7 protein-coding genes and 1 pseudogene are annotated in these 6787 nt (G+C 71.1%); 4 read left to right on the top strand and 4 right to left on the bottom strand.

Annotated elements, in window-relative coordinates:
- A pseudogene (locus tag KHC27_RS21335) lies at positions 1 to 297 on the bottom strand (hypothetical protein); the annotation flags it as partial.
- Between the two features lie 242 nt (positions 298 to 539).
- On the bottom strand, positions 540 to 1154 hold the full coding sequence (locus tag KHC27_RS21330; RefSeq protein WP_213342065.1) for a YqgE/AlgH family protein: 615 nt from the start codon (positions 1152 to 1154) through the stop codon (positions 540 to 542).
- Between the two features lie 135 nt (positions 1155 to 1289).
- Here KHC27_RS21330 and KHC27_RS21325 point away from each other — a divergent pair, with 135 nt between their 5' ends.
- Positions 1290 to 2207: a protein-disulfide reductase DsbD domain-containing protein gene (locus tag KHC27_RS21325; protein ID WP_246520188.1), complete on the top strand. Its 918-nt coding sequence runs from the start codon at positions 1290 to 1292 to the stop codon at positions 2205 to 2207.
- Positions 2208 to 2315: 108 nt separating this feature from the next.
- Positions 2316 to 2801 carry a peroxiredoxin gene (locus tag KHC27_RS21320; RefSeq protein WP_213342062.1) on the top strand — a complete coding sequence of 162 codons (486 nt, stop codon included), beginning with the start codon at positions 2316 to 2318 and terminating at the stop codon, positions 2799 to 2801.
- Between the two features lie 94 nt (positions 2802 to 2895).
- Here the strand turns inward: KHC27_RS21320 and KHC27_RS21315 are convergent, their stop codons facing one another.
- The gene (locus KHC27_RS21315) at positions 2896 to 3102 is read right to left on the bottom strand and encodes a YdcH family protein (RefSeq protein WP_213342079.1); all 207 of its coding nucleotides are present in this window, start codon (positions 3100 to 3102) and stop codon (positions 2896 to 2898) included.
- Between the two features lie 237 nt (positions 3103 to 3339).
- On the opposite strand from KHC27_RS21315, the gene KHC27_RS21310 reads away from it, so the two are divergent.
- Both KHC27_RS21310 and KHC27_RS21305 read left to right on the top strand, forming a co-directional pair.
- Positions 3340 to 3516 (top strand): YdcH family protein, encoded by a 177-nt coding sequence (locus tag KHC27_RS21310; RefSeq protein WP_213342059.1) that lies wholly within the window; start codon positions 3340 to 3342, stop codon positions 3514 to 3516.
- Between the two features lie 408 nt (positions 3517 to 3924).
- On the top strand, positions 3925 to 5871 hold the full coding sequence (locus tag KHC27_RS21305; protein ID WP_213342056.1) for a propionyl-CoA synthetase: 1947 nt from the start codon (positions 3925 to 3927) through the stop codon (positions 5869 to 5871).
- 111 nt (positions 5872 to 5982) lie between these two features.
- On the opposite strand, the gene KHC27_RS21300 is transcribed toward KHC27_RS21305, so the two are convergent.
- On the bottom strand, positions 5983 to 6681 hold the full coding sequence (locus tag KHC27_RS21300; protein WP_213342054.1) for a DUF1013 domain-containing protein: 699 nt from the start codon (positions 6679 to 6681) through the stop codon (positions 5983 to 5985).
- Between the last annotated feature and the right edge of the window lie 106 nt (positions 6682 to 6787).

Genomic DNA, 6787 nt, shown 5'->3' with positions numbered 1-6787 from the left:
GCGCCCGCCGGCAGCGGCCACGCCGGCCGCCACCGCGCCCGCCGCCAACCCTGGCGGCACGCCGACGCCCGGCGGCGCCGGCCCGAGCGGCAGGCCCGCCCCGGCGCGTCCGGCCGCGACCCCGGCAGCCGTACCGGCCTCGCTCGCCGCCCGTGCGCCGCTGGCACAGGCTGCGGCAGGCTCGGCAGGGCTGATGCGGGCAAGCGCCGAGAGGCAGCGGGGCGGCAGCGCCACGGTGGCCCCGTCCACGGGATCGGCGACGCCGGCCGCGAGCCCGCCGGCACCGGTGCCCGGCACGATTCCGGCCGCCACCGCGCCCGAGACGGGGCAGCCTCAGGGCGAGGGACCGGGGCTGGCCCCGGCCGCCAGCCCGCCGAGGGCGGCGAACCAGGGCTGATCCGACCGCCGGCCTTCGTGTAACCAACGAGATGGGCGCGTGCCCGGCGCAAGCCACTTGCGGACCGACGGGGACACCCGCAAGCCGCCCGTAACGCCTTTGGTGGCGCGGGCTCAGCGGTTGCGCGGCTCAGCCGGCGGCCTCAGGCGTGGCCGGCCTCGCTGGAGAGCATGCCGGGGGGAATGCCGATCTTGCGCAGGGCCTGCTCATATTTGGCGCCGGTGTCGGGGCCGAAGATGAGGCCGGCATCGGCGGGGCAGTGCAGCCAGCCATTCTGCTGGATCTCGTTTTCGAGCTGCCCCGGCGCCCAGCCGGCATAGCCCAGCGCCAGCACCGCGCTTTGCGGCCCACCGCCATGGGCGATCGCCTTCAATATGTCCAGCGTCGCGGTGAGGCAGACGCCGGCGTCGATCGGCAGGGTCGAGTTCTCGATCACGAAATCGGAGCTGTGCAGCACGAAGCCGCGGCCGGTCTCCACCGGGCCGCCCTTCAGCACCTTCACCTCGCCGGCGCGGCGCGGCAGGCGGATGAGCTCGGTCTCCGGCACCACGTCGAGCTGCACCAGCAGGTCGGGGAAATTGATGTGGCTGGCCGGCTGGTTCACCACGATGCCCATCGCGCCCTCGGCCGAGTGCGCGCACAGATAGATCACCGCACGGGCGAAACGCTCGTCGCGCATGCCCGGCATGGCCACCAGCATCTGGCCGTCGAGAAACCGTTCGACGTCGGTATCCGGGCTTTTCGGTCCAATCTTCATCAACGGAAGGGTAATCCCTGTCGGGGCATTTTCAACCCACCCCGTCGGGCGCGCGGGTGCGGCGGAAGACCCGTCTCACACGAACGTGCGGAATGCCGGCTTCCCGGCGCGGATGGGACGCGCTATCGGCAGGAGATGCATCGTTTCGCTCCGATGAACCACCCCCGCCACCCTACGAGCCCCGCCGCCCCGTCGCGGCAGGCCACGCCACGCCGCCTGCGCCGCGCCGCGGCGGTTCTGGCCGCGCTCGCCTTCGCGCTCGCCCCGGCAGCCGCCGGAGCCGGCATCGAATCGGACTGGAGCGCGACCGGCAGCGGCGCCGTCCGCCTGCTGGCCGGTGCCCGCAGCGGCGACCAGCTCGACGGCGGGGTCGAGATCAGGCTGGCCCCGGGCTGGAAGACCTACTGGCGCTATCCCGGCGACAGCGGCGTGCCACCGCAGTTCGACTGGTCGGGCTCGGAGAATCTCGCGGGCGTCGACATCCTCTGGCCGGCGCCCCACCGCTTCGACGATGGCGATGGCGCCTATTCCATCGGCTACAAGCACGACGTCATCCTGCCCTTCCACGCCACCCCGAAGGACCCCACCCGCCCGGTCTCGCTGCGGCTGAAGCTCGATTTCGCGGTGTGCGAGAAGATCTGCCAGCCCGCCCACGCCGAGGCGGCGCTGGACATTCCCGCGACCGGCGCGGCGCCCTCCCCGCCCGAGCTGCTGGCGGCGCTCGCGGCGGTGCCGCAGCACGGGGAGCTGGGCGGCGCCGGCCCCACCGCGCTGGAGAGCGCGCGGCTCGTCGAGGTGGACGGCGCGGCCGCGGTGCGGATCGAGGCCCGGGTCGCCGACCCCGCCAAGGCCGACCTGTTCGTCGAGGGCCCGGACGAGGCCTGGGCGCTGCCGCTGCCGCAGGCGCGGCCGGCGGCCGATGGCCGCGTCGTCTTCCTCATGCCGCTCGAAGGGATGCCCAAGGGGGCCGACCTCACCGCCACCGGGCTGCGCTTCACGCTGGTGGACGGCGACCGGGCGATCGAGCTGACGGCGCCGGTTTCCGCGCCCTGAGAGCGCTTCCCGTGACGCGGGAAACGACTATGCTACCCGCCGGCCGGAGGGGCCGCCCCCGCGGGGCGGCGGCCCCGGCTCGCCCATTGCATCACGAAAGGACAGTCCATGACGATCAAGGTCGGCGAAATGCTGCCGAGCGCCACCTTCCGCGTCGCCACCGCCGACGGGCCGGTGCCGAAGTCCACCGACGAGATCTTCAAGAACAAGAAGGTCGTGCTGTTCGCCGTTCCCGGCGCCTTCACCCCCACCTGCCACAAGAACCACCTGCCCGGCTTCATCGCCCGCGCCGAAGAAATCCTGTCGCGCGGCGTCGACGCCATCGCGGTGACGGCGGTGAACGATCCCTTCGTCATGGCCGCGTGGGAGCAGGCCTCCAATGCCGGCGGCAAGATCGTGTTCCTGTCCGACGGCAACGGCGAATTCGCCCGCGCGCTCGGCCTTGATTTCGACGCCTCCGCGGCCGGGCTCGGCCTGCGCTCCAAGCGCTATTCCATGCTGGTCGAGGACGGCGAGGTGATGGTGCTGAACGTCGAGGACGTGCCGAGCAAGGCCGACAAGACCAGCGCCGAAGTGCTGCTCACGCAGATCTGAACGACGCCATCGCACCACCCGATGCCCGGCCACGCGCCGGGCATCGTCGTCTCGCGACCCGGCCGAGCCGAACGCGCCGGCCGGCGCCCGCCTTTCAGGCGATGATGTCGGGGGTGATCTGGTCCTCGACGAAGCCGATGCGATCCTTGAGCTGGAGCTTGCGCTTCTTGAAGCGGGCAAGCTGGAGCTGGTCCGCGGCCGGCATGGCCTGCAGCGCGTCGATGGCCGTGTCGAGGTCGCGGTGCTCCTGCCGCAGGCGCTCGAGGAGAGCCCGCAGCTCGCGTTCCTCTTCCGCCGTCATGATGCTCAAACGCCCGCCCTGAACTCGAACCCGCCTGCGGTCCCGCCCGGCGAAAACCCGCGCGACCGGCCGCGCCCACGAGTCGCGACGACCTCAGTATCTCCGGGGCGAGCCCCCTCCGCAATACGTGCTGCGGCGCACGTCGATGGTGCGGCGCAATGATTCGTTTCGTCGACAGCGGCCGCGGCCCGTGACAGACTGATGACGTTCCTACCAGGAGACAGGGAGACAAGGTCCATGTCCATGCAGGCGCATGTCGCGGAGTTGGAACGGCGCCACCAGGCGCTCGACAGGGAGCTGAAAGAGGCTATGGCCCGACCGGCCACCGAAGAGACCCGCATTACCGATCTCAAGCGTCGCAAGCTTCACCTCAAGGACGAGATCACGCGGCTGAAGAGCAGCACGCTGCACTGAGGCACCCGGCATCCGGCTGCAGCACCGTCCCGCACGAAAGATCGCGTCCTGCGCCTGAACGCAGGGCCGTTCGCCGGACGGACCGACCCAGCCGGAAGGTCATCCAGCCCACCCCGCGGGCGCGCCGGCGCAGACCGGCACGGGACACGGCGCTCAGCGGAAGGGGATGGTCCTGCGGACGCATTGTCCCGCGCAAGCAGCTTCCCGCGCGTATCTCCGCAGGCTCGTCAGACAACACGCGCCGCCGGTCGAGCAGACCGGCGGCGTTTTACATCCGAAGGTCGAGCTTGAACCCGGGGCCGTCTTTGTGCGGGATCAACGACAGCCGCATGACACCGGCCAGATGATGCCAAGCCGGACCACGAAACGCGTCCGGCAGCAGGAAAATCCACGTTCGGGAGAACGCCCATGACCATTTCGGCCACGCCCTCGGCGGAAGCCGCCTACCGGGCCGTGCACGCCCGTTCCCTTGCCGATCCCCAGGGGTTCTGGGGCGAGGCCGCACGCGCGGTGGAATGGATCGCCGAGCCGCGCGCGGTGTTCGATCCCTCGCTGGGCGCCTATGGCCGCTGGTTCGTCGGCGGCATCTGCAATGTCTGCCACAACGCGGTGGACCGCCATGTGAACGAGGGACGCGGCCAGCAGGCCGCCATCCTCTATGACAGCCCGGTAACCGGAACCAGGCGGCGCATCACCTATTCCGAGCTGCTCGGCGAGGTCCGCACGCTGGCCGGCACCCTGCGCGACCTCGGCGTCGAGAAGGGCGACCGCGTCGTCATCTACATGCCCATGGTGCCGGAGGCGGTGTTCGCCATGCTGGCCTGCGCGCGGATCGGGGCGGTCCATTCCGTCGTGTTCGGCGGCTTCGCCGCGGCCGAGCTCGCCGCCCGCATCGACGATGCCCAGCCGAAGGTGGTGCTCTCCGCCTCTTGCGGCATCGAGCCTTCCCGTATCGTCGCCTACAAGCCGCTGCTGGACCACGCGCTCGAACTGGCGCACCACACCCCGGAACGCTGCCTCATCCTGCAGCGGCCGGAACTGGAAGCGGCGATGGTGCCGGGCCGCGACATCGACTGGGCGACGCTGCGCGGGAGCGCCTATGCCGGCTCCCGCGGCGTGGAATGCGCGCCGGTGGGCGCCACCGATCCGCTCTACATCCTCTACACCTCCGGCACGACCGGAAAGCCCAAGGGCGTGGTGCGCGACACCGCCGGCTACATGGTGGCGCTGCGCTGGTCGATGGAATGGCTCTACGGCATGAAGCCCGGCGAGGTGTTCTGGTCGGCCTCCGATATCGGCTGGGTGGTCGGGCATTCCTACATCGTCTACGGTCCGCTGCTGGCCGGCTGCACCACCGTCCTCTACGAGGGCAAGCCGGTCGGCACCCCGGATGCGGGGGCCTTCTGGCGGGTGGTCGCGGAATATGGGGTGGGCGTGCTCTTCACCGCCCCCACCGCGCTGCGCGTCATCAAGAAGGAGGACCCGCAGGCGCTGCGGATGCGGGACCACGACCTCTCCTCGCTGCGCGCGCTGTTCCTCGCCGGGGAGCGCGCCGACCCCGACACGGTGCGCTGGATCGAGGACAAGCTGAAGGTGCCGGTGGTGGACCACTGGTGGCAGACCGAGACCGGCTGGGCCATTGCCGGCAACCCGCTCGGCATCGGGGCGCTGGAGGTTCAGGCCGGCTCCACCGGCGTGCCGATGCCGGGCTACCGGGTCGAGGTGCTGGACGAGGCCGGCCATCCCGTGGAGCCGGGCCGCACCGGCTCGGTCGCCATCGGCCTGCCGCTGCCGCCGGGCTGCCTGCCCACGCTGTGGCACCAGCCCGAGCGCTTCGCCGAAGGCTACCTCACCGAATTCCCCGGCTACTACAAGACCGCCGACGCCGGGGTGATCGACAAGGACGGGCGGCTCACGATCGTGGGCCGCACCGACGACATCATCAATGTCGCGGGCCATCGGCTCTCCACCGGGGAGATGGAAGAGGTGCTCGCCGCCCTGCCGGATGTCGCGGAATGCGCGGTGATCGGGGTGCACGACGCCATCAAGGGCGAGGTGCCCTGCGGCTTCCTGGTGCTGAAATCGGGGGTCGACAAGCCCGCCGCGCAGGTCGAGCGGGAAGCGGTCGCCCAGGTGCGCGAGCAGATCGGCCCGGTGGCGGCGTTCCGGCTGGCGCTGGTGGTCGGTCGGCTGCCGAAGACCCGGTCCGGCAAGATCCTGCGCGGGACGATGAAGAAGATCGCCGACCAGGACGACTGGACCCGTCCTGCCACGATCGAGGACCCGGCGGTGCTGGACGAGATCGCCGAAACCCCGCGCGCGCGCGGCGTCTCCGGCGAGAAGCTGGACGCCTGAGGCTTCCGGCCCGCGCTCCGTGGAGCGGCGGGGATCAGACGAGCCGACGGCGCGCCCTGCGGGCCTGCCCTCGGCGGGTGCGGGCGGGCCGGCAAAGCCGGCCCTGCCGGCTCACTCCTCGATGTCGCTCTTCCGGGCGCCGCCGAGCTTGGCGAACACGGTCTCGAGGTCGAGCGAGTCCTCCTTCGGCCGGCGCGGCGCGGTGTAGGGCTCCTCATACTCCTGCGCGGTGGTGACATCGGCCGGCAGCAGCGTCGCGCCCTGATCGACGGCGGCGGCCGGGCGATCCTTGGAGGAGCGCTGCACCTCGATGTCGAGGTCGATCTGCGAGCACAGGCCCAGCGTCACCGGATCCATCGGCGTCAGGTTCTGCGCGTTCCAGTGGGTGCGCTCCTTGATCGCCTCGATGGTGGTCTTGGTGGTGCCCACCAGCCGCATGATCTGGCTGTCCTTCAGCTCCGGGTGGTTGCGCAGAAGCCAGAGGATGGCGTTGGGGCGGTCCTGGCGCTTCGACACCGGGGTGTAGCGCGGCCCGCGGCGGCGCTTCGGCTCCGGCAGGCGCACCCGCGATTCCTGCAGCTTCAGCCGGTAGTTCGGGTTCTTCTCGGCGCGGTCGATCTCCTCGCGGGAGAGCTGGCCGGACGAGACGGGGTCGAGACCCTTGATGCCCTGGGCGACTTCGCCGTCGGCGATGCCCTTCACTTCGAGAACGTGCAGTTTGCAGAACTCGGCGATCTGGTCGAAGCTGAGCGCGGTGTTCTCGACCAGCCACACGGCGGTGGCCTTCGGCATCAGCGGTGCGTTCGCCATGGCACGCGTCTCCATTCGCAATTTCTGGTTCGCGGCGCGCTGTTCCGCGCCGGGCCTTCCACGCACGGGCTCTCTCGCTCTGCCGACCCTTCGGGGGCGGAGCCTC

Source organism: Ancylobacter lacus, from assembly GCF_018390635.1.
In the GTDB taxonomy this organism is placed as follows: Bacteria; Pseudomonadota; Alphaproteobacteria; order Rhizobiales; family Xanthobacteraceae; genus Ancylobacter; species Ancylobacter lacus.
Note: the sequence above shows the minus strand (reverse complement) of the source record. Positions and strands in the feature narration are given on the sequence as shown.